The sequence below is a fragment of the Streptomyces olivochromogenes genome (genome assembly GCF_021538895.1).
In the GTDB taxonomy this organism is placed as follows: Bacteria; Actinomycetota; Actinomycetes; order Streptomycetales; family Streptomycetaceae; genus Streptomyces; species Streptomyces olivochromogenes_A.
In genome coordinates this window covers 1-1572 of sequence record NZ_JADDRL010000257.1, presented here as the reverse complement: position 1 = coordinate 1572, position 1572 = coordinate 1, and the positions used below count along the sequence as shown (strand labels likewise).

The 1572-nt window shown below is 72.8% G+C and carries 1 protein-coding gene; it reads left to right on the top strand.

Translation table 11 applies throughout. The features are described 5' to 3' along the window. Window positions 1-1572, top strand: a 1572-nt coding sequence (locus IPZ69_RS46675) for a type I polyketide synthase (protein ID WP_235461008.1), incomplete at both ends; no start/stop codon positions are given.

Genomic DNA, 1572 nt, shown 5'->3' with positions numbered 1-1572 from the left:
GCGGCGGACTTCGACGCGGACTTCTTCGGGATCAGCCCGCGTGAGGCGGTGGCGACGGACCCGCAGCAGCGGGTGCTGCTTGAGACGTCGTGGGAGGCGTTCGAGCGGGCGGGCATCGACCCGGCGTCCCTGCGCGGCAGCGCCACCGGCGTCTTCGCCGGCGTCATGTACCACGACTTCGCCCCGCGCCTGCACGACGTCCCGGAGGAACTCGCCGGTTACCTGGGCAACGGCGGACTGGGCAGTGTGGTGTCCGGCCGCGTGTCGTACGCGCTGGGTCTTGAGGGTCCGGCGGTGACGGTGGACACGGCGTGCTCGTCGTCACTGGTGGCGGTGCATCTGGCCGCGCAGGCGCTGCGCGGTGGTGAGTGCTCGCTGGCGTTGGCCGGTGGTGTGACGGTGATGTCGACTCCGGACACGTTCGTGGACTTCAGCCGGCAGCGGGGTCTCGCTGCGGACGGCCGGTGCAAGCCGTTCGCCCAGGCCGCGGACGGCACCGGTTGGGGCGAGGGCGTCGGCGTCCTGGTCCTGGAGCGCCTGTCGGACGCCCGCCGCAACGGCCACCAGGTCCTCGCGGTCGTCCGCGGCTCGGCGATCAACCAGGACGGCGCGAGCAGCCAGCTCACGGCACCGAACGGCCCCTCCCAACAGCGGGTCATCCGCCAGGCCCTGGCCTCCGCACGCCTGACCGCACAGCAGGTCGACGTGGTGGAGGCGCACGGTACGGGAACCCGGTTGGGCGACCCGATCGAGGCCCAGGCGCTGCTGGCGACCTACGGCCAGGACCGTGGCGAGGACGAGCCCCTGTGGCTGGGCTCGATCAAGTCGAACCTGGGCCACACGCAGGCCGCCGCGGGCGTGGCCGGCATCATCAAGATGGTCCTCGCCCTGCGCAACGAGGAACTGCCGCAGACCTTGCACGTGGACGCGCCGTCGTCGCACGTGGACTGGTCGGCGGGTGCGGTGGAGCTGCTGACCGAGGCCCGGCCCTGGACGGCGGGGGAGCGGACCCGGCGTGCCGGTGTCTCCTCCTTCGGCATCAGTGGCACCAACGCCCACGTGATCGTGGAGGAGGCTCCGGCCGAGGAGCCGGCGGAGGACGTGGCGGCCGGGACCACGCTGCCGGTGGTCCCCTGGACCGTCTCCGGCAAGTCCGCCGAGGCGGTGCGGGGACAGGCGGCACGCCTGCTCGGCTTCGCCGTGGCCCGGCCGGAACTGGACCCGGCGGATGTGGGCCACTCGCTCGCCACGATGCGGTCGGCGTTCGGGTACCGGGCCGCGGTGGTGGCCGGGGACCGGGACGGGTTGCTGGCTGCGCTGGAGGCCATTGCCGGTGGGGCGGTGACACCGTCGACCGCTGGTGGGTCGGTCGCGTTCCTGTTCACGGGGCAGGGGAGCCAGCGGGCCGGGATGGGCCGGGAGTTGTATGAGGCCTTCCCTGTGTTCGCGGCCGCGCTGGACGAGGTGTGCGCGGCCCTGGACCCGCACCTTGAACGGCCCCTGAAGGACGTCATGTTCGGTGGGGAGGGGCTGGACGAGACGGGTTACACGCAGCCAGCTCTGTTCGCCCTC